This window comes from Streptomyces araujoniae (genome assembly GCF_050871195.1).
GTDB classification, from domain to species: Bacteria; Actinomycetota; Actinomycetes; order Streptomycetales; family Streptomycetaceae; genus Streptomyces; species Streptomyces bacillaris.
The window spans coordinates 4872351-4891500 of the sequence record NZ_CP194070.1 but is presented as its reverse complement, the minus strand read 5'-3'; the positions used below and the strand labels follow the sequence as shown (position 1 = coordinate 4891500).

The window sequence follows — 19150 nt, the reverse complement described above, 5'->3', positions numbered from 1 at the left end:
GCGGACGGGAGCGGTCCGGGCCGGGCGTCAGCGGACCAGACCCCAGCGGAATCCCAGGGCCACCGCGTGGGCGCGGTCCGAGGCCCCGAGCTTCTTGAAGAGCCGCCGGGCGTGGGTCTTGACCGTGTCCTCGGAGAGGAACAGCTCGCGGCCGATCTCCGCGTTGGAGCGGCCGTGGCTCATGCCTTCGAGCACCTGGATCTCCCGCGCGGTGAGCGTGGGGGCGGCCCCCATCTCGGCGGAGCGGAGCCGGCGCGGGGCGAGCCGCCACGTCGGGTCGGCCAGCGCCTGGGTGACGGTGGCCCGCAGCTCGGCGCGGGAGGCGTCCTTGTGCAGATAGCCGCGGGCGCCGGCGGCGACCGCGAGCGCGACACCGTCCAGGTCCTCGGCGACGGTCAGCATGATGATCCGGGCGCCGGGGTCGGCGGAGAGCAGCCGCCGGACCGTCTCCACACCCCCCAGACCGGGCATGCGTACGTCCATCAGAATCAGATCCGAACGGTCGGCCCCCCAGCGGCGGAGGACTTCCTCGCCGTTGGCCGCCGTGGTCACGCGCTCGACACCGGGCACGGTGGCCACCGCGCGACGGAGCGCTTCTCGGGCAAGCGGGGAGTCGTCGCAGACGAGGACGGATGTCATGACTGTCCTCCGCAGCTGATGCGCGTCACCTTGAGCCTCCAGGCTGATACAAGTCGTCACCTGTGCGGTCGACCCCTTCGGACATGTGCCCGAGCCGGTTCTCCGTCAACCGCATCCACCCTCTTAACGACGGTCACTCGAAAGAGTTACGGGTCCGACCTTCGGGTTCGGCACTCTACGTGAGGGCCCGCATACAGAGGAGAACGACGCGGGTGATTCACCCGTCAACCGAATCTTCACTCCCTGGCTTGCCCTATTTGGCGAGATTTCTTCCCTTTTGAGGGTGTCTGTGGCTAGATTCGCAAACAGTCATATTTACATCTACTAGCACCACAGATGTACGGTCGAGACTCAGGTCACCGAAGATGACGATCGCCGATCACGGACCGCCGGTGAACCGGCGGTCGAGGATGCCGCTTCCGACGCAGCACGGCTTCGAGGGGACAAGCAATGGCAGATTTCTCCCGCCTTCCCGGACCCAACGCAGACCTGTGGGACTGGCAGTTGCTCGCCGCCTGCCGAGGCGTCGACAGCTCCCTGTTCTTCCACCCAGAGGGTGAGCGCGGCGCCGCCCGCAGCGCTCGCGAGACCTCGGCGAAGGAGGTCTGCATGCGGTGCCCGGTACGCGCCGAGTGCGCCGCCCACGCCCTGGCCGTACGGGAGCCCTACGGGGTGTGGGGCGGCCTGACCGAGGACGAGCGCGAAGAGCTGATGGGCCGGGCCAGAACCCGGCTGATCACCGCCGCGCCCTCGGGCGCCACCACGGCCACCACGGGTTCCCGCCCGACCTGACACCCGACGGCCGCGATCGAACGCAGAAACGTTTCCCCAATATCGCCCCCACGGCCTCCGGAGGACGGCCCCGACTCCGCCGCGTACGGAGCCGGGCTCCTCAGCGGGCGGCCGCCAGGGACAGCTGGTCCAGGGTGGCCGCGACCGCCGGGACCCGGGCCAGGTCCGGCAGGGTGAGCGCCACGATCTCCCGCTCGATCGCGGGCGCCACCGGGACGGTCCGCGCCCCCTTGGGCCGTACCGACTCCACCGCCAGCTCCGGCAGGACCGCCACCCCGAGCCCGGCCCCCACCAGGCCCATCACCGCCGGGTAGTCGTCGGTGGCGAAGTCGATCCGGGGGGTGAACCCGGACGCCTCGCACACCTCCACCAGCTGACGGCGGCAGCGCGGGCAGCCCGCGATCCACGACTCGTCCGCCAGCTCGCCGATGGAGACCTCCGGCGCTCCGGCCAGCCGGTGCCCCTCCGGGACCAGGCCGATCAGCCGGTCGGTGAGCAGCGGCCGCACCACCAGGTCGTCCCACTCACCGCCGGAGGCGCCGTACCGGAAGGCCAGCGCGATGTCGCAGTCGCCGTCGCGCAGCAGGTCCACCGAGCGCGGCGGCTCGGCCTCCACCAGCGAGACCCGGGTCCCGGGATGCTCGGCGCGCAGGGCCGCCAGCGCGCCGGGCACCAGGGTGGAGCTGCCACTCGGGAAGGAGACGAGCCGGACCCGGCCGGCCCGCAGTCCGGCGATGGCGGCGACCTCCTCCTCGGCCGCGGTCAGCCCGGCGAGGATGCCGGAGGCGTGCCGGACGAGCGCCTCACCGGCCTGGGTGAGGCGCATCTCGCGCCCGGTGCGGATGAGCAGGGTGGTGCCGGCGGAGGACTCCAGGGCCTTCATCTGCTGGCTCACCGCGGGCTGGGTGCAGCCGAGTTCACGGGCGGCGGCGGAGAACGAGCCGGTGGTGGCGACGGCGCGCAGGACGCGGAGGTGGCGGGCTTCGATCACCCCTCCACCATAAGAGATACTTGGATGATGGGCCAACTAATCGCGTATATCTTTGAGGTTTGAGCCGTTAGCGTGACCCTCATGAGATTGCTGAGCGTGAATGTCGGCCGCCCCACCCCGTCCCCGTCTGCCGGTGGCCCCGGCGGTCTGACCGGGATCGACAAGCGGCCCGTCGAGGGGGGCGTGCACGTCACCGATCCCGGCGCCAAGGGGGTCGGCGGCAGCGGGCTCGCCGGTGACGCGGTCTGCGATCTGCGCCACCACGGCGGCAGCGACCAGGCCGTGTACGCCTTCGCCCGGGAGGAGCTGGACACCTGGCAGCGGCTGCTGGGCGGCCGGGAGCTGGCCAACGGGGCGTTCGGCGAGAACCTCACCACCGCCGGGGTCGATGTGAGCGGGGCGCTGATCGGGGAGCGCTGGCGGGTGGGGGACGAGCTGCTCCTGGAGGTGACCTCCGGCCGCATCCCGTGCCGGACGTTCGCGGACCACGTCGCGGAGGAGAAGTGGATCCGGCGGTTCACCGAGGAGGCCGTCACCGGCGCCTATCTCCGGGTGGTCGAGCCGGGCACGATCCGGGCCGGGGACCCCGTCGAGATCGTCCACCGCCCGGACCACCGGGTCACCGCCTCGCTCCAGTTCCGGGCCGTCACGACGGAGCGCGCCCTGCTGCCCTCCCTGCTGGCCGCCGGGTCGGCCCTGCACCCGGAGGCGCTGCGCAAGGCCCGGGCGTACATGGCGGCGGCCGGTGGCCGGGAGGCGGGCGCGGGGCACTAACGTGCCGCGTATGACGACTGCACTGATCACGGGCGCGACGGCGGGTATCGGGGCTGCGTTCGCGCGACGGCTCGCGGCCCAGGGGCACAACCTGGTGCTGGTGGCACGGGACACCGCACGCCTGCGCGAGCAGGCCACCGAACTGCACGACCGGCACGGCATCGAGGCCGAGGTGCTCCGCGCGGACCTGGCCACGGACGGCGGGATCGAGGCGGTCGAGAAGCGGCTCGCGGACCGGACGCACCCGGTCGATCTGCTGGTCAACAACGCCGGCTTCGGCAACAAGGGGCGCTACCTGGAAGTGTCCATGGCCGATGAGCTGACGATGCTGAAGGTGCACTGCGAGGCGGTGCTGCGGCTGACCTCGGCGGCCACTTCGGGCATGAAGGAGCGCGGCCGGGGCGCGGTGGTCAACGTGGCGTCCGTGGCGGCGTTCGTGCCGCGCGGGACGTACGGGGCGTCGAAGGCGTGGGTCGTGCAGTTCACCCAGGGCGCGGCGAAGGACCTGGCCGGTTCGGGGGTGCGGCTGATGGCGCTCTGCCCGGGCTTCGTCCGTACGGAGTTCCACGAGCGGGCCGGGATGGGCACGGACAACATCCCGGGGTGGATGTGGCTGGACGCTGACAAGCTGGTGGCCTCGGCCCTGGCGGACCTGGCCCGGGGGAAGTCGGTGTCGATCCCGGACCCGCGCTACAAGGCACTGATGGGGCTGGTGAAGGTGACGCCGCGCGGTCTGCTGGGCGGGGTGACCTCGCGTACGGGACGCAAGTACGGGCCGCAGTAGCCCGGTCCGGGGCCGCCCGGCTCCGGACGCACCGAGGCCCGGTGCCCCCGCGACGGGGGCACCGGGCCTCGGACGTACCGGCGGGTACTAGTGGGAGTGGCCGTGGCCGCCGTGACCGGCGTCGGCCTCTTCCTCGGCCGGCTTCTCGACGACCAGGGTCTCGGTCGTGAGCAGCAGCGACGCGATGGACGCGGCGTTCTCCAGGGCGGAGCGGGTGACCTTGACCGGGTCGATGACGCCGGCCTTGACCAGGTCGCCGTACTCGCCGGTGGCGGCGTTGAAGCCCTGGCCCTTGTCCAGCTCGGAGACCTTGGAGGTGATGACGTAGCCCTCCAGGCCGGCGTTCTCCGCGATCCAGCGCAGCGGCTCGACGGCGGCGCGGCGGACGACCGCGACACCGGTGGCCTCGTCGCCGGTCTTGCCGAGGTTGCCGTCCAGGACCTTCACGGCGTGGACGAGGGAGGAGCCACCGCCGGAGACGATGCCCTCCTCGACCGCGGCGCGGGTGGCGGAGATGGCGTCCTCAAGACGGTGCTTCTTCTCCTTGAGCTCCACCTCGGTGGCGGCGCCGACCCGGATGACGCACACGCCGCCGGCCAGCTTCGCGAGGCGCTCCTGGAGCTTCTCGCGGTCCCAGTCGGAGTCCGTGGACTCGATCTCGGCCTTGATCTGGTTGACGCGGCCCTTGACGTCGTCGGGGTTGCCGCCGCCGTCGACGATGGTCGTGTCGTCCTTGGAGACGGTGACGCGGCGGGCGGTGCCGAGCACGTCCAGACCGGCCTGGTCGAGCTTGAGGCCGACCTCCTCGGCGATGACGGTCGCACCGGTGAGGGTGGCGATGTCACCGAGCATGGCCTTGCGGCGGTCGCCGAAGCCCGGAGCCTTCACCGCGACGGCGTTGAAGGTGCCGCGGATCTTGTTGACGACGAGGGTGGAGAGCGCCTCGCCCTCGACGTCCTCGGCGATGATCAGGAGCGGCTTGGAGCCACCGGACTGGATGACCTTCTCCAGCAGCGGGAGCAGCTCCTGAATGGCGCCGATCTTGCCCTGGTGGATCAGGATGTACGGGTCGTCGAGGACGGCCTCCATACGCTCCTGGTCGGTCACCATGTACGGGGACAGGTAGCCCTTGTCGAAGGCCATGCCCTCGGTGAACTCCAGGTCCAGACCGAAGGTGTTGGACTCCTCGACGGTGATGACACCGTCCTTGCCGACCTTGTCCATCGCGTCCGCGATCAGCTCGCCGACCTGCGGGTCCTGGGCGGAGAGCGCGGCGACGGCGGCGATGTCGGCCTTGTCGTCGATCGGGCGGGCCGTGGCGAGCAGCTCCTCGGAGACGGCCTTGACGGCGGCGTCGATGCCCTTCTTCAGGGCGGCCGGGGAGGCGCCGGCGGCGACGTTGCGCAGACCCTCGCGGACGAGCGCCTGGGCCAGGACGGTCGCGGTGGTGGTGCCGTCACCCGCTACGTCGTTGGTCTTGGTCGCCACCTCCTTGACGAGCTGGGCACCGAGGTTCTCGTACGGGTCGTCCAGCTCGACCTCGCGCGCGATGGTGACACCGTCGTTGGTGATGGTGGGGGCACCGAACTTCTTGTCGATGACGACGTTGCGGCCCTTGGGGCCGATCGTCACCTTGACCGTGTCGGCAAGCTTGTTGACGCCGCGCTCAAGGGCGCGACGGGCGTCCTCGTCGAACTTCAGGATCTTCGCCATGGGCTGTACTTCCCTCTCAAAACGAACTGCGCCCCTCGCCGCCCGGCTAGTGATGTCGCAGGGGGCCAGGGGCGCAGAACACAAGCAGACGTGGGTGAATTACTTCTCGACGATCGCGAGGACGTCGCGGGCCGAGAGGACGAGGTACTCCTCGCCGTTGTACTTCACCTCGGTGCCGCCGTACTTGCTGTACAGGACGACGTCGCCGGTCTTGACGTCGAGCGGAAGACGCTCGCCGTTCTCGAAGCGGCCCGGGCCCACGGCGAGGACGACGCCCTCCTGGGGCTTCTCCTTCGCGGTGTCCGGAATGACCAGGCCGGAAGCGGTGGTCTGCTCGGCGTCGAGCGGCTGGACCACAATGCGGTCCTCGAGCGGCTTGATCGCAACCTTGGAGCTGGTGGTCGACACGATCCGGTCTCCCCCTTCGGAGATCTCACGGGGTTTAGCAGTCGGTGGGCGGCGACCAGACCGATCCGTCGTCGCGGGTGCCGGACCTGCCCTGTCGCACAGTGTGGTGCTGGCACTCTCCAGGGGGGAGTGCCAGACCCGAGACTATGACCGCGATTAGCACTCGGTCAAGCGGAGTGCCAATTCACCACCCTCGCGCCGCCCCTGTCGGGACTCGACCGACGCTCGACCGGGGGCTCCATGGGGCCACCGTCCGGACAACGCGGGGGCGGAGCGCGGTGTTCCGTACGGCGGAGACGACGACGGGACGGCGGGGGACGGCCGGGGACGGCGGGTGGGGCAGGCCGGGGACGACGTGCGTGGCGAGGGGCGACGGGCGGGGCGGGGAGGGCGGACGAGGGCGGACGACGGATGCGCGCGCGGCGCGGGCCGCGCGCGCATCCGGGGCGTACGGGGAGGGCGTCGGGTCAGACGTAGTCCTCCAGCTTCGCCACCGCGTACCCCTTGTCCGTGATGGTCTTCATGACCAGCCGGATCATGTCGGGCATGGTCCCCTTCCAGTCCCCCTTGCCCCGGAAGTGCGTGAGGACGATGTCGCCCGGGTGCAGGTCCCGGTCCCACTCGCGCCACTCCATGCGGTCGGCGAAGGCCTCGGCGGACCAGAGCGGTACGGCGGTGATGCCGCAGGACTTGGCGACGACGAGGGTGTCGCGGTTGTAGTTGCCGTAGGGCGGACGGAAGAGGGTGGGCCGCTTCCCGTACTGCTTGAGGATCTTCTCCTGCTGGCCGCAGATCTCCCGCTTCTGCTCGGCGTAGGAGAGGCCGGGCAGATAGCGGTGGTTGAGCGTGTGGTTGCTGATGGCCACCCCGCGCTTCTGCATCTGCCTGAAGTAGCCGTAGTCGTCGTTGGTGACGTAGTCACTGAGGAACGCGCTGTACGGGATGTCCAGTTCGGTCATCATCCGCAGCAGCGCGGGATCCTTCTCCGCCCCGTCGTCCATGGTGAGGAAGACGATCTTCTCCTTGGTGGGGACGGTGGTGAAGACGGGCGGCAGCCCCTCCCCGTCCCGGACCTCGAACCCCTTGCGGGTGGTGATGCGCGGCTTCACCTCGGGGGGCTCGGGGGCGGTGAGCGGGGTCTTGGCCAGCCCCCACTTCTTCGCGGCGAGGGCCCGTGCGGCCTGCTTCCGCTTCAGCTCCTCGGCGTACGTGTCCAGGGCGCGGGCCGGTCCGGCCTGCTGGGCGGCCTCGCCCTGCTGCCCGGCGGCGGGCTTGGCCGGACCGTCCGGGGCCCCCGTGCCGCCGTCGGCCGTCGCCGCCGCGCAGGCCGAGGTGACGGTGGCGGCCAGGAGGGCGGCCAGCACGGCGGAGACCGGCCGGTGCCGTCCCGTGGACGAGTGCCGCTTCGCGGGTGATTTTCCCTTTTGTCGTACTAGTTGCATGGCGCCGCATCCTGCCAGCCGCCCGCGCTCCTCCCTCCCCGACACCGCGAGGGGGCCGGACCCGTCGCCCGACCGGCGGACAGGGGCCCGCACCGGCCCGTACCGGCCCGCCTCCGCGCACCGGCCACAATGGACCGGGTGAACGCAACCACCCCCGCCACCCCGGCCGGCGACCCCGCGCGCGCCGCCTTCGCCGCCCTGCGCACCCCCGAGGGCGAACACCTGCTGGCCGAGCTGCGCGACCACGACCCGGCCGACGAGCTGGCCACCGCGACCCGGCTGCGCCGCACGCACCCGGCGGAGCTGGTGTCGGCCGCCCTGGGGCAGGCGCGGCTGCGGCAGCGGGCGGTGGCGAAGTTCGGGGCCGAGGACGCGTACCGGATGTACTTCACGCCCAACGGCGTCGAGCAGGCCACCCGCACCTCGGTGGCGGAACACCGCGCCGCCCGGTTCGCCGCGCTCGGCGTGCGGAGCGTGGCGGACCTGTGCTGCGGCATCGGCGGCGACGCCGTCGCCCTGGCCCGCGCCGGGATCTCCGTGCTCGCCGTGGACCGCGACCCGCTCACCGCCGAGGTGGCCCGCGCCAACGCGGCGGCCCTCGGTCTCGCCGCGCTGATCGAGGTGCGGTGCGCCGACGTGACGGAGATCGACACCTCCCCGTACGACGCCGTCTTCGTGGACCCGGCCCGGCGGGGCGGACGCGGCAGGATCTTCGACCCGGAGGCGTACTCGCCGCCGCTCTCCTGGGCCACGGCCGCCGCGCTGAAGGCCCCGCGCGCGGCGCTGAAGATCGCGCCCGGCATCCCGCACGAGGCGATCGGGCCGGAGGCCGAGGCGGAGTGGATCTCGGACGGGGGCGATGTGAAGGAGGCGGTGCTCTGGTACGGCGAGGGCATCGCGCCCGGCTCGTTCCGGGCCACCCTGCTGCCGTCCGGGGCCGCCCTCACCGCCCCGGCCCCGCTGCCCGCCCCGCCGGTGGGCCCGGTCGGGCGCTATCTGTACGAGCCGGACGGGGCGGTGATCCGGGCGCATCTGGTCGCGGACATCGTGGAGCGGTGCGGCGGGCGGCTGGTGGACGAGACGATCGCGTACGTCACGAGCGATGCGCCGTACTCCTCCCCGTACGTCGCCGGGTACGAGATCACCGACCAGCTGCCGTTCAACATGAAGCGGCTCAAGGCGCTGCTGCGGGAGCGCGAGGTGGGCGTACTGACCGTCAAGAAGCGCGGCTCGGCGGTCGAACCGGAGGAGTTGCGCCGCCGGATGAAGCTCGCCGGACCGCACGCGGCGACGGTGTTCCTCACCCGCGTGGCGGGGGCGCCGACGATGCTGATCGGCCGTCCGCTGGGGTGAGCCGGGTCCGCCTGCCCTTCCCGGCCCACCCGATCCGTGTGGCCCGTCCGGTCCGCCCGGCCCTCCCGGCGGCCCGGTCCGCCGGCCCTTCCCGGCCAGCCCGATCCGCCCAGCCCTCCCGGTCCGTCTGGCCCGCCCGGCCCCCGGCCCCCGGCCCGCCCTGTTCAGGCGTCCCGCAGTGCCTGGATGTCCAGCTTCCGCATCCCGAGCATCGCCTTCATCGTCCGTTCCGCCTTCGCCGGGTCCGGGTCGGCCAGCAGTCCCGGCAGCTCGCGGGGGACGATCTGCCAGGAGACGCCGTAGCGGTCCTTGAGCCAGCCGCACTGGCTCTCCTCGCCGCCCTCGGAGAGCGCGGCCCAGAGCCGGTCCACCTCGGCCTGGTCGGCGCAGTCCACGGAGAGCGAAATGGCCTCGGTGAACGGGAACTGCGGCCCGCCGTTGAGGCCCATGTACTCCTGGCCCGCCAGCCGGAAGCTGACGGTCAGCACGTCCCCCGCCCGGCCGGGGCCCGCCTCGCCGTAGTGGGTGACGTCCAGGACGCGGGAGTCGCCGGCCTCGCCTCCGAAGATCGCGACGTAGTGCTCGGCGGCCTCCTTCGCCCGGCCGTCGTACCAGAGACAGGGGGTGATCTTCTGCATGGCGGTGGTCTCCTCGTCCGGTCGCCCCGGGTCCGGGGCGGATGCCGTGTCGAACCTCTTGGTGGGTAGACCGGCCCGGGCCCGCGAACTCATCGGCCCGCCGCACCCTCCTCACTCTCCGATGCCACCGGCCCGGCGGCCACCGGGCCGCCCGCGGCCCGGCTCTCCCCCGGCAGCAGGACGTACGCCGCCAGTGCCGCGGCCGCCAGGAGCCCGGCCGCGACCCAGAACGCGGCCGCGTACCCCGAGGAGAGCGCACCGCGCCCGGTCGCGCCGCCCGTGACCTGCGCGGCGACGGTGACCAGGACCGCGAGGCCGAGCGACCCGCCGACCTGGCGTGAGCTGTTGAGCAGCCCCGACGCCATCCCGGTCTCGCCCGGCACCACGTCGGTGGTGGCGGCCGTGCCGAGCGGGACGAAGCAGAGCCCGATGCCGAGCGAGCAGAGCAGCGACGGGCCGAGGATCGAGGCGAGGAAGGAGCCGTCGACGGTGGCGGCCGCCGCGAACCAGCCCATCCCGAGCGCCGCCAGCGCCCCGCCCACGGTCATCAGGCGGCGGATGCCGAGCACCGCGACCGCGCGGGTGGCGAGGATCGAGCCCGCGACGACACCCGCGCAGAACGGCAGGAACGCGAACCCGGTGGCGGTCGCCCCGTAGCCGAGGACCAGTTGCAGGTAGAGCGAGACGAAGAAGAACGCGCCGAACTGGGCCGAGGCCAGCAGCAGGCAGAACAGGTTGGCGGTGAGCACCGGCCGCCCCCGCAGCAGGCCGGGCCGGAGCAGGGGCGAGGGCGTACGGAGTTCGACGGCGACGAACGCGGCCAGCAGGGCCACCGCCGCGCCGAGCGTGGCAAGCGTGACGGCCGAGCCCCAGCCGTCGTCCGAGGCCCGTACGAGCCCGAGGACCAGCAGGGTCGTCCCGGCCGTGGCCAGGAGCGCCCCGGCGAGGTCCAGCCGGGCGCCGGACCTCCGCTGCCGGCCGACCGGGCCGGTGCGTGCGGCGGCGGCCAGGGCGAAGGCCACGATCGGCACGTTGACGAGCATCACGGCCCGCCACCCCGCCAGATCGGTGAGCACACCGCCCGCCAGCACCCCCACCGCGCCGCCCGCCGCGCCCGCCATGCCCCAGAGCCCGAGCGCCCGGGAGCGGGCGGGCCCGGCCGGGAAGGCGAGGGTGATCAGGGCGAACGCCACCGGTGCGAGGGCCGCCGCGCCGACGCCCTGGACCGCGCGCGCCGCGACCAGCGACCCGGGCGACCAGGCGAGGCCCCCGGCCAGGCTGGCGAGGCCGAAGAGGACCAGCCCGGCGGTGAGCACGCGGCGCGGTCCCGCCAGGTCGGCGAGGCGCCCGCCGAGCAGGAGGAGGCCGCCGAAGGCGAGGGCGTACGCGTTCACCACCCAGAGCAGCCCGTCCGGGCCGAAGCCGAGGTCGCCGCGGATGTCGGGCAGCGCCACGTTGACCACGGACATGTCCAGCGACACCAGGAACTGCACGGTGAGCGCCCCCACCAGCAGCCACCGGGCATGCCGTGCGTACGGTTCCGCCCCGCCCCCGCCGGCCACCTTGTGCTCCATGCCCCGCCCCTCCCCTTCGCCGATCCCCTGCGACCGAGAATTACCATACACGTATAGAAAATAAACCCGCCGGTACCGAGGACGACCCGGAAGGGGAGAATGCCCAGGTGTCAGGCAGCGAGAAGACCAAGAAACCCGGGAAGCCCGGGAAAGCCGAGAAGCCGGGGAAGGCCGAGAAGCCCGGGGCGAAGAAGCCGGTGGGCCGCCCCCGCAGGCTGGACCCGGACGTGATGGTCGCCACCGCGCGCCGCATCGTCGAGGAGGAGGGCGTGGCGGCCCTGTCCATGCGGCGGGTGGCGAAGGAGCTGGGCAGCACGCCGATGGCGCTGTACCACTACGTGCAGGACAAGGACGAGCTGCTGATGCTCACCCTCTCCGGCACCGCCGCCGCCTTCCCGCGCCCCGAGCTGCCCGAGGACCCGCGCGAACGGCTGGTCGCGGTGGCCGTGCACATGCACGACATCATCGGCGAGATCCCCTGGGTGCTGGACATCCTGGCCCTGGGCGAGCTGACCGACCGCCACGCCCTGTGGATGGTGGAGGAGATCGTCGACTGCGCCCTCGCCTGCGGGCTCTCCCCGGCCGGCTCGGTGCGCGCCTACCGGACGATCTGGAGTTACGTCTACGGCGACCTGGTCTTCCGGCGGGCCGCGGCCCGCCGGGCGGAGCAGCCCTCACGCCGGGAGTTCTTCCCGGAGATGATCACGGAGAAGGACACGGCGGAGCTGCCCCGGCTGACCGAGGTCAAGGATCACTGGCGGGAGTACGCCGCCGACTACGAGGTCGCGGCCGAGCTGGACGCCATCGTGAAGGGCCTGATCAGCCGGGGGCACGGCTCGGCCGGCCCGGGACGAGGGGCTGATCAGCCGAGGGGCGAGGGGCAGAGCGGCTGAGGGGCAGAGCGGCTTTCCGGTCGAAGGCCACCGCTCACCCCACCGCCTCGAACCTCCACCGGTGCACCGGCCGGGTGATCACGGCGGCGTCGGGCTCGGGGAGTTCGGGGAGGTCGTCGGCGTACGAGGCGTCCTCCCACCACGTCATGACCAGCACCCGGTCCTGCGGGGCGCGCAGGAGTTCGCGGCGGGCGGGCTCGCGCGCCAGCTCCGTGGACCGGGCGCGGGCCCACTCCAGGAGTTCGCCGCCACGGCCCTCCACGGCCCGGGCCTCCCACATCAGGACGATGGTCGCGCCGCCGCTCATGAGTACAGGTTGTCCTTGCTGATCTCGTGCACGTGGTCGTGGTCGTGAGAGCTGCCGTGGGAGTGGCCGTGCCCGTGCTGCGCACCCGGAACGTGCGGCTCCGTCACCGGCAGCGAGGAGTCCGCCGACAGCTCCAGGTCGGAGGGGCGCCGGTTGCGGGCCACCATCTCCGCGCCGAGCGCCGCGACCATCGCGCCGTTGTCCGTGCAGAGCCCCGGCCGCGGCACCCGCAGCCGGATGCCCGCCCGCTCGCACCGCTCCCGCGCCAGCGCGCGGAGCCGGGAGTTGGCCGCCACCCCGCCGCCGATCATCAGGTGGTCGACGCCCTCGTCCTTGCAGGCCCGCACGGCCTTCCGGGTCAGCACGTCCACCACGGCCTCCTGGAAGGACGCCGCCACGTCCCGTACGGGCACCTCCTCGCCCGCCGCCCGCTTCGCCTCGATCCAGCGGGCGACCGAGGTCTTCAGGCCGGAGAAGGAGAAGTCGTACGGGGCGTCGCGCGGACCGGTCAGCCCGCGCGGGAACGCGATGGCCTTCGGGTCGCCCTCGCGCGCCAGGCGGTCGATGACCGGGCCGCCGGGGAAGCCGAGGTCCAGCACCCGGGCGATCTTGTCGAACGCCTCGCCCGCCGCGTCGTCGATGGTCGCCCCGAGCGGGCGGACGTCGGCGGTGATGTCGGGGGCCAGCAGGAGCGAGGAGTGGCCGCCGCTGACCAGGAGCGCCATGGTCGGCTCGGGCAGCGGGCCGTGCTCCAGCTGGTCGACGCAGATGTGGGAGGCCAGGTGGTTGACCCCGTAGAGCGGCTTGTCCAGGGCGTACGCGTACGCCTTCGCGGCCGAGACGCCGACCAGCAGCGCCCCCGCGAGCCCGGGGCCAGAGGTGACCGCGATCCCGTCGAGGTCACGAGCGCTGACCCCGGCCTGCTTCAGGGCGCGCTCGATGGTGGGGACCATCGCCTCCAGGTGGGCGCGCGAGGCGATCTCCGGGACGACGCCGCCGAAGCGGGCATGGGTGTCGACGCTGGAGGCGACGGCGTCCGCGAGCAGGGTGGTCCCGCGCACGATGCCGACGCCGGTCTCGTCGCAGGAGGTCTCGATGCCGAGTACGAGGGGTTCGTCGGCAGCCATCATTCAGTCCCGGTCTCCGGTGCGTTGTCCGCTACGTGTTCTTGCATGGTGAGGCGCATGACGAGCGCGTCGATGTTGCCCGGCTGGTAGTAGCCGCGCCGGAAGCCGATCGGCTCGAAGCCGAACCGCTCGTACAGCCGCTGCGCGCGGGCGTTGTCGACGCGCACTTCGAGGAGCACGGTGGCGCACTCGAAGGCGGTGGCGGCCTTCAGCAGGTCGGTGAGGAGTTCGGCGCCGAGGCCGGTGCCCCAGGCGTCGCGGCTGACCGCGATGGTCTGGACGTCGGAGAGGTCACCGAGGGCGGCGAGCCCCGCGTAGCCGACGATCCGGCCGGTGGCCGGTTCCTCGGCGACGACGTAGTGGCGGGTGGCGCCGGGGCCGCGGGCGTGGGCCAGCTCGGACCAGAACATGCCGGTCGACCAGGCGTCGTCCGGGAACAGCTCGTGCTCCAGCTCCAGCACCGGGGCGATGTCCCACCAGCGCATCTCGCGCAGCACGGCGGTGGTGGTGCTCACTGGGGGGTGACCACCTTGTAGTTCTTCGGCACCTGGGCGTCCGGCCGGCGCAGATAGAGCGGCTGCGGCTCCAGCAGTTCCTGCCCGGCGGCCAGCCGTTCGGCGGCGAGGGCGGCGAGCGCCCCGGCGGCCACGTGCTCGGGCCCGCGCGCGTCCGGGAAGGCCTCCGGGTAGAGGGCCGCGCCCGCGCCGACGACGGGGAGCCCGGCCAGCGCCCGGGCGATGTCGGCGGGCCGGTCGACGGCGGGCTCACCCGTACGGGTGCGGGCGTCCTCGTACCGCGCCCAGTACACCTCCTTGCGCCGCGCGTCGGTCGCCACGGCGAAGGGCCCCTCCACCGCACCCTCCTGCCCGGCGGCGTACGCGAGGCCGTCCAGGGTGCAGATGCCGTGCACGGGGACGGCGAGGGCGGAGCCGAAGGTGGCGGCGGTGACCAGGCCGACCCGCAGCCCGGTGTACGGGCCGGGGCCGACGCCCACGACGACGCCGGTCACGGCGTCGAGCTTGACGTCGGCCTCGGCGAGGACCCGGTCGACGGCGGGCAGCAGCAGTTCGCCGTGGCGGCGGGCGTCGACCTGGCCGGAGGAGGCGACGACGGACGTGCCGTCGTGCAGGGCGACGGTGACGGCGGGGGTGGCGGTATCCATGGCGAGCAAGAGCACGCAAACAGCCTACGGCTCCGCCGACGGCGGTACGGCGCCCGTACGGCGTCCCGGCCCGCCCGCCGCCTGCTGCTACCGTCACCGGGTATCCGCGGGTACGACGTAAAAGCTTGTACGACAACGTCGGCGCGGCAACCGTCCGGCAACGGTCGTACGACTCCCGCAGGCGGCGGGCGAAAGGGGAGTTCACGGTGTCAAGGGGAAGCTCGGGAATGGTGGCCGGGCTCACTGCGGCGGCGATCGTCGTGGTCGGCGTCCTCGCCTACCAGGCATCGGCGAATGCCCCCGATTCGGTGGCGTCCTCCTCCTCGACGCCGAAGGCGTCGGCATCCGCACCGGCCTCCGCCCAGCCCACCGCGAAGCCGAAGCCCACGAAGGACGCCCTGGCGGTCCCGGCGGACTCGGGCACCGGTGAGCGGGTCGTCTACGCGCTGAAGGACCGGCGGGTCTGGCTGGTGGACGCGGACGGCACGTCGCTCCGTACGTTCACGGTGATGCCGAGCCCCGTCAGCCCGCCGCCCGACATCTACCAGGTCACCTCGCGCTCGGGCACGGTCCAGGGCTCGGACGGCGTGCCCATCGAGCACGTGGTGCGCTTCGCCAACGTCGACGACGTCGCGGTCGGGTTCAGCGCGGCGCAGGACGGTTCGATGGAGCCCCCGGACCCGACGTCGAAGACCGGCGGCGTCCGGATGAAGCGGGCGGACGGCAACGCGATGTGGACGTTCGCGACGGTCGGCGCCAAGGTGGTCGTGGTCCCGTAGGCCCGCGACGGCCCGTCACGCGGCCCGGCGGCGTCTTACGCGGCCCGGCACCGCCGTCTCACACGGTCCCGCACCGTCTCACGCGGCCCGGCGCCTTCTTACGCGGCCCGGCGGCGCACGGCGCTTCCGTGACCGCTCTCCGCGTCCCCGCCCCCGTCCGCTCCGCCGGCCGCCGTCTCGGGCTCGCTCGGCGGCGGAGTGGAGACGGCGGTGGCCGCGGCGCACGAGGCCAGCAGGTCCTTCATCGACAGGTCGGACGGGGTCGGCTGCTGCCGGGGCGGCCGCTCCGCGCGCTCGGGCGTCGGCATGGATGCCTCCTGGGGTTCCGGTGGAGGTCGTGGTTAGGCAGACCTAACCAGGTCTCGTACCCATGTGACCACGACCACGGTCCCGTACGCAACAATTTACCGACAGCCCGTCGGGAAAGCGACCTCCGTGCGGGGCGGGCGTTACGCCAGTTCGTCCCGCAGCCCCGCCCAGCGCGGGCCGATGCCCATCAGGGTCACCTCGCGCCGCTCGTCGTCCGTGTCGCCGGTGGCGCGGTAGATGAGCACACGGAGCCGGTCCTCGGACAGCTCCTCCACCTTGCCGTCGCCCCACTCCACGACCACCACCGACTCCGGGAGCGAGACGTCGAGGTCCAGGTCCTCCATCTCGTCGAGCCCGCCGCCCAGGCGGTACGCGTCCACGTGGACCAGGGCGGGCCCCTGGACCAGCGAGGGGTGGACGCGGGCGATGACGAAGGTGGGCGAGGTGACCGCCCCCCGCACGCCGAGGCCCTCCCCGAGCCCCCGCGTGAGCGTCGTCTTCCCGGCGCCCAGCTCGCCCGTGAGCATCACCAGGTCGCCGGGGGCGAGGACCCGGGCGAGGCGGCGGCCCAGATCCTGCATCTGTTCGGGGGACTCGACGGTGAGCGTGACGGTGACGGCCGTTCCGGGGCCGGGGGCGACGCCGGGGCCGGTGACGGGCGTCCCGGGGCCGGACGTTCCGGGGCCGGTGACGGGCTTCCCCGTGCTATCGACGGCCGGGCTGCTGTGCGGTGCTTCCATGCTCGCCAACGTTAGCGGCAGCCACCGCTCCGGCGCGTACGAGCAGGTCGGCCAGCCGGTCGGTGACCGTCTCCGGGTGCTCCAGCATCACCAGGTGCCCGGCGTCCGGGACCAGGACCAGCTCGGCGTCCGGCAGCACGTCCGCGATGGCCTCGCTGTGCGAGCTGGGGGTGACCAGATCCTTCTCCCCCGCCAGGATCAGCACCGGCAGATCCCGGAAGACGGGCAGCGCACCGCTCTTGTCGTGCTCGGTGAAGGCCGGGTAGAACTCGGCCACCACGTCGATCGGGGTCGACTCGATCAGCCGCTCCGCGAACCGGGCCACCGCCGGGTCCACGTCCCGCGAGCTGAACGAGTACCGCTTGATCAGCCCCGCGAAGAGGTCCGCCGTGGCCCGGCGCCCCTTCTCCACCAGCTCCGCCTGGGTGCCCAGCGCCCGCAGCACCCCCGGCAGCACCCGGCGCACCGCCCGCACACCCGCCACCGGCAGCCCGAAGTTCACCTCGCCGAGCCTGCCGCTGGAGGTGCCGACGAGGGCGACGGCGGCGACCCGGTCGCGGATGAGGTCCGGGTACTGGTCGGCCAGCGCCATCACCGTCATGCCGCCCATGGAGTGGCCGACGAGCACGATCCGCCCCTCGGGGACCGCCGCGTCGATGACGGCCTTCAGATCGCGGCCGAGCTGGTCGATGCCGAGCGCCACGCCGTCCGCCTGGGCCCGGCCGCGCTCGGAGTGGCCGTGGCTGCGCTGGTCCCAGTGGACGGTACGGACGAGGCCGCGCAGGGCGGCGCGCTGGAAGTGCCAGGAGTCCTGGCCGAGGCAGTAGCCGTGGCTGAAGACGACGGTGACGGGGGCGGGGGCCTTGCGCCCGAAGAGCCGACGGCGGCGGCTGCCACCGGGACCGGTCCCGGCTTCCGGCTGCGCGGGCTCGGCCTCGTCGACCTCGTAGTACAGCTCCGTGCCGTCGTCGGCGACCGCCCGGCCCGGGGTACCGCGCAGGGAGCCGTACGGTCCGGTGGCGTCCAGCGCGAGGCGGGCCTTCTTGCGCATCCCGCGCCCGACGGTGAGCCGCTCCACGGCGACCCCGGCCGCCGCGCCCGCGGCGAGCACCCCTATGGCGGCCCCGGCGACACCCGCCCGCCGCCACCCGGCCGCCGTGCTCGCGGCCGCCGCCACGACGTCCCCCGCCGCCGCCCCGGCGCTGCTGTCACTCACCGCGCCGGGCCTCCGCTCGGGTCGGGTCGGCGGTCGTGGGCACGGCGGGGGCCGTTCCGTGGGCGGGCCCGGCCGCCGTGCCGCCGCTCATGCGGGCGGCCGTCCCGGCCGTGGCCGCGACCGCCGTGCCGTTCACGTGCCCGGCCGTCCCGCCCACGGTTCCGGCCGCCCTGCTCGCGGTTCCGGCCGTCCCGCCCGCGGCCTCGCCCGCCGTGCCGCGCACGGTCGCGGCCGCCCCGATCCCGGGCCCGGCCGCCGTGCCGTCCACGCTCGCGCCGTTCACGTACTCCGCCGCCACCCCGTCCAGCTCCCCCGTCGCCCCGGCCGACTCGTTCACGTACACCCTCGGGACCCGCGTCCCGATCCGGGTGACGATCTCGTACCCGATCGTGTCGGCGGCCACCGCCCAGTCCTCCACGCTCGGCTCGCCCCGGTCGCCCGGGCCGAAGAGCAGGGCCTCGGCGCCCGGTTCGGGGCGGTCGCCGCCGAGGTCGACGACGAACTGGTCCATGGCGACGCGGCCCGCCGCCGTACGGACCCGGCCGCCCACCAGGACGGGGCCCCGGCCCGAGGCGTGGCGCGGGATGCCGTCCGCGTAGCCGACGGGGATCAGGCCGAGCGTCGTCTCGGCGGCGGTGGCGTAGTGGTGGCCGTAGCTGACGCCGTGCCCGGCGGGGACGTCCTTCACCAGGGCGACGGCGGCGGCGAGGGTCATCACCGGGCGGAGCCCCAGCTCGGCGGGGGTGCCCAGCTCGGGGGCGGGCGAGATGCCGTACATCGCGATGCCGGTCCGCACCAGATCGAAGTGGGTCTCGGGGAGCGTCAGCGTGGCCGGGGAGTTGGCGAGGTGGCGCACCTCGGGGTCGACGCCCTCCTTCTCGGCGTACGCGACCATGTCCCGGAACACGGAGAGCTGGGCGGCGATGGAGGGGTGGCCGGGCTCGTCGGCGCAGGCGAGGTGGGACCAGAGGCCGGTGATCCGGATGGTGCCCGTCTGCTCGGCGGCGCGGGCCTCGGCGACGAGTTCCGGCCAGTCGGCGGGCTGGCAGCCGGCCCGCCCGAGCCCGGTGTCGGCCTTGAGCTGGACGCGGGCCGGGCGACCGGCGGCAGCGGCCCCGGCGACGGCCTCGCGCAGCGACCACAGGGCGCTCACCGACACGTCGATGCCGGCCTCGATCGCCTCGCGCCAGGGCCCGCCCGGCGTCCAGAGCCAGCACATGATGCGGCCGTCGAGCCCGGCGGCCCGCAGGGCGAGGGCCTCGTGCGGGGTGGCGGTGCCGAGCCAGGTGGCCCCGGCCTCCCGGGCGGCCCGCGCGCACGGCACGGCCCCGTGCCCGTACCCGTCGGACTTCACCACGGCCATGAGCTGCGCCCCGGCCGCACGCTCGCGCAGGGCACGCACGTTGGCGCGCAGCGCGGCGAGGTCGATCTCGGCACGGGCTCTCAGGGACGCTGTCTCGTTCATCGCGCCCAGTGTCTCAGAGGCGCCCGTCGCCTCCCCGGTACCGC

The 19150-nt window shown here is 73.5% G+C and carries 20 protein-coding genes and 1 pseudogene; 6 read left to right on the top strand and 15 right to left on the bottom strand.

Annotated elements, in window-relative coordinates:
- Positions 1 to 27 precede the first annotated feature (27 nt).
- Positions 28 to 639, bottom strand: a complete 612-nt coding sequence (locus ACQ9ZG_RS21155; protein ID WP_003948568.1) for a response regulator transcription factor — start codon at positions 637 to 639, stop codon at positions 28 to 30.
- Positions 640 to 1089: 450 nt separating this feature from the next.
- Between ACQ9ZG_RS21155 and ACQ9ZG_RS21150 the strand changes: the two genes are divergently transcribed.
- Entirely contained in the window at positions 1090 to 1431 is a 342-nt protein-coding gene (locus ACQ9ZG_RS21150; RefSeq protein ID WP_026238029.1) for a WhiB family transcriptional regulator, read from the top strand.
- 100 nt (positions 1432 to 1531) lie between these two features.
- Here the strand turns inward: ACQ9ZG_RS21150 and ACQ9ZG_RS21145 are convergent, their stop codons facing one another.
- On the bottom strand, positions 1532 to 2422 hold the full coding sequence (locus ACQ9ZG_RS21145) for a LysR family transcriptional regulator (protein ID WP_109914042.1): 891 nt from the start codon (positions 2420 to 2422) through the stop codon (positions 1532 to 1534).
- 81 nt (positions 2423 to 2503) lie between these two features.
- On the opposite strand from ACQ9ZG_RS21145, the gene ACQ9ZG_RS21140 reads away from it, so the two are divergent.
- Together ACQ9ZG_RS21140 and ACQ9ZG_RS21135 are read left to right on the top strand one after the other, a co-directional pair.
- Positions 2504 to 3196 carry an MOSC domain-containing protein gene (locus tag ACQ9ZG_RS21140; protein WP_109914046.1) on the top strand — a complete coding sequence of 231 codons (693 nt, stop codon included), beginning with the start codon at positions 2504 to 2506 and terminating at the stop codon, positions 3194 to 3196.
- Positions 3197 to 3206: 10 nt separating this feature from the next.
- Complete coding sequence (locus ACQ9ZG_RS21135; RefSeq protein WP_028416654.1) at positions 3207 to 3980, top strand: SDR family NAD(P)-dependent oxidoreductase; 774 nt, start codon at positions 3207 to 3209, stop codon at positions 3978 to 3980.
- Between the two features lie 87 nt (positions 3981 to 4067).
- Here the strand turns inward: ACQ9ZG_RS21135 and groL are convergent, their stop codons facing one another.
- The 3 genes from groL to ACQ9ZG_RS21120 all read right to left on the bottom strand — a co-directional run bounded on the left by groL (position 4068) and on the right by ACQ9ZG_RS21120 (position 7543).
- A complete protein-coding gene (gene groL / locus ACQ9ZG_RS21130) occupies positions 4068 to 5693 on the bottom strand; it encodes a chaperonin GroEL (protein WP_109914043.1) in 1626 nt (541 codons plus the stop codon).
- Between the two features lie 99 nt (positions 5694 to 5792).
- Positions 5793 to 6101: a co-chaperone GroES gene (gene groES, locus ACQ9ZG_RS21125; protein ID WP_003966899.1), complete on the bottom strand. Its 309-nt coding sequence runs from the start codon at positions 6099 to 6101 to the stop codon at positions 5793 to 5795.
- A gap of 467 nt (positions 6102 to 6568) precedes the next feature.
- Positions 6569 to 7543, bottom strand: a complete 975-nt coding sequence (locus ACQ9ZG_RS21120; protein WP_078562536.1) for a polysaccharide deacetylase family protein — start codon at positions 7541 to 7543, stop codon at positions 6569 to 6571.
- Between the two features lie 129 nt (positions 7544 to 7672).
- Between ACQ9ZG_RS21120 and ACQ9ZG_RS21115 the strand changes: the two genes are divergently transcribed.
- Positions 7673 to 8896 (top strand): THUMP-like domain-containing protein, encoded by a 1224-nt coding sequence (locus tag ACQ9ZG_RS21115; protein WP_084992808.1) that lies wholly within the window; start codon positions 7673 to 7675, stop codon positions 8894 to 8896.
- Positions 8897 to 9060: 164 nt separating this feature from the next.
- Here the strand turns inward: ACQ9ZG_RS21115 and ACQ9ZG_RS21110 are convergent, their stop codons facing one another.
- Both ACQ9ZG_RS21110 and ACQ9ZG_RS21105 read right to left on the bottom strand, forming a co-directional pair.
- Positions 9061 to 9534 (bottom strand): VOC family protein, encoded by a 474-nt coding sequence (locus ACQ9ZG_RS21110; protein ID WP_018490858.1) that lies wholly within the window; start codon positions 9532 to 9534, stop codon positions 9061 to 9063.
- A gap of 89 nt (positions 9535 to 9623) precedes the next feature.
- A complete protein-coding gene (locus tag ACQ9ZG_RS21105) occupies positions 9624 to 11108 on the bottom strand; it encodes an MFS transporter (protein WP_499281067.1) in 1485 nt (494 codons plus the stop codon).
- Positions 11109 to 11215: 107 nt separating this feature from the next.
- Between ACQ9ZG_RS21105 and ACQ9ZG_RS21100 the strand changes: the two genes are divergently transcribed.
- The gene (locus ACQ9ZG_RS21100; protein ID WP_109917159.1) at positions 11216 to 12001 is read left to right on the top strand and encodes a TetR/AcrR family transcriptional regulator; all 786 of its coding nucleotides are present in this window, start codon (positions 11216 to 11218) and stop codon (positions 11999 to 12001) included.
- A gap of 34 nt (positions 12002 to 12035) precedes the next feature.
- Here the strand turns inward: ACQ9ZG_RS21100 and ACQ9ZG_RS21095 are convergent, their stop codons facing one another.
- Genes ACQ9ZG_RS21095 through tsaB form a run of 4 tightly spaced genes read right to left on the bottom strand, consistent with a single transcriptional unit; the run spans position 12036 to position 14597 of the window.
- Positions 12036 to 12308 carry a hypothetical protein gene (locus ACQ9ZG_RS21095; RefSeq protein ID WP_109917158.1) on the bottom strand — a complete coding sequence of 91 codons (273 nt, stop codon included), beginning with the start codon at positions 12306 to 12308 and terminating at the stop codon, positions 12036 to 12038.
- The gene (gene tsaD, locus ACQ9ZG_RS21090) at positions 12305 to 13435 is read right to left on the bottom strand and encodes a tRNA (adenosine(37)-N6)-threonylcarbamoyltransferase complex transferase subunit TsaD (RefSeq protein WP_109917160.1); all 1131 of its coding nucleotides are present in this window, start codon (positions 13433 to 13435) and stop codon (positions 12305 to 12307) included. Before tsaD ends, ACQ9ZG_RS21095 begins: the two co-directional genes overlap by 4 nt.
- On the bottom strand, positions 13435 to 13950 hold the full coding sequence (gene rimI / locus ACQ9ZG_RS21085) for a ribosomal protein S18-alanine N-acetyltransferase (RefSeq protein ID WP_019762529.1): 516 nt from the start codon (positions 13948 to 13950) through the stop codon (positions 13435 to 13437). The genes tsaD and rimI overlap by 1 nt, the downstream gene beginning before the upstream one ends.
- Positions 13947 to 14597 carry a tRNA (adenosine(37)-N6)-threonylcarbamoyltransferase complex dimerization subunit type 1 TsaB gene (tsaB, locus tag ACQ9ZG_RS21080; protein WP_499281626.1) on the bottom strand — a complete coding sequence of 217 codons (651 nt, stop codon included), beginning with the start codon at positions 14595 to 14597 and terminating at the stop codon, positions 13947 to 13949. The genes rimI and tsaB overlap by 4 nt, the downstream gene beginning before the upstream one ends.
- 227 nt (positions 14598 to 14824) lie before the next feature.
- Here tsaB and ACQ9ZG_RS21075 point away from each other — a divergent pair, with 227 nt between their 5' ends.
- Entirely contained in the window at positions 14825 to 15376 is a 552-nt protein-coding gene (locus ACQ9ZG_RS21075; protein WP_109914514.1) for a hypothetical protein, read from the top strand.
- Positions 15377 to 15474: 98 nt separating this feature from the next.
- On the opposite strand, the gene ACQ9ZG_RS21070 is transcribed toward ACQ9ZG_RS21075, so the two are convergent.
- From ACQ9ZG_RS21070 to alr, 4 genes and pseudogenes are all read right to left on the bottom strand, one after another.
- Positions 15475 to 15684: a hypothetical protein gene (locus ACQ9ZG_RS21070; protein ID WP_499281066.1), complete on the bottom strand. Its 210-nt coding sequence runs from the start codon at positions 15682 to 15684 to the stop codon at positions 15475 to 15477.
- A 141-nt stretch (positions 15685 to 15825) separates the two neighbouring features.
- Entirely contained in the window at positions 15826 to 16425 is a 600-nt protein-coding gene (tsaE, locus tag ACQ9ZG_RS21065) for a tRNA (adenosine(37)-N6)-threonylcarbamoyltransferase complex ATPase subunit type 1 TsaE (RefSeq protein ID WP_109914134.1), read from the bottom strand.
- On the bottom strand, positions 16391 to 17641 hold the full coding sequence (locus tag ACQ9ZG_RS21060; protein ID WP_499281064.1) for an alpha/beta fold hydrolase: 1251 nt from the start codon (positions 17639 to 17641) through the stop codon (positions 16391 to 16393). The genes tsaE and ACQ9ZG_RS21060 overlap by 35 nt, the downstream gene beginning before the upstream one ends.
- Positions 17642 to 17963: 322 nt before the next feature.
- Positions 17964 to 19106: pseudogene (gene alr / locus ACQ9ZG_RS21055) on the bottom strand (alanine racemase); the annotation flags it as partial.
- Positions 19107 to 19150 lie beyond the last annotated feature (44 nt).